We start from the raw sequence: 238 nt of genomic DNA, 5'->3' as shown, positions 1-238 counted from the left end.
AAGCAATGACGGACAGAAAGCTGCCATCCTGGGAGCTATCGCCGGAGCAAAACATATTCATACCCTTGCAGAAGCTTACGGAGCAACTGTAATACTTCATACCGATCATTGTGCAAAAAAATTATTGCCTTGGATCGACGGATTGATGGATGCCAATGAAGAATTCTTCAGACAAACAGGAAAATCCCTTTATTCTTCACATATGCTGGACCTTTCTGAAGAATCTTTAGAAGAAAAT

1 protein-coding gene is annotated in these 238 nt (G+C 40.8%); it reads left to right on the top strand.

The window, feature by feature from the left end:
- The coding region (locus ACPYOJ_RS36670; RefSeq protein ID WP_481420584.1) for a class II fructose-bisphosphate aldolase at positions 1-238 on the top strand (238 nt) is incomplete at both ends.

It is taken from the genome of Rhizobium sp. SVR5-9E, from assembly GCF_056755095.1.
This window is presented reverse-complemented; position numbering and strand designations above follow the sequence as displayed.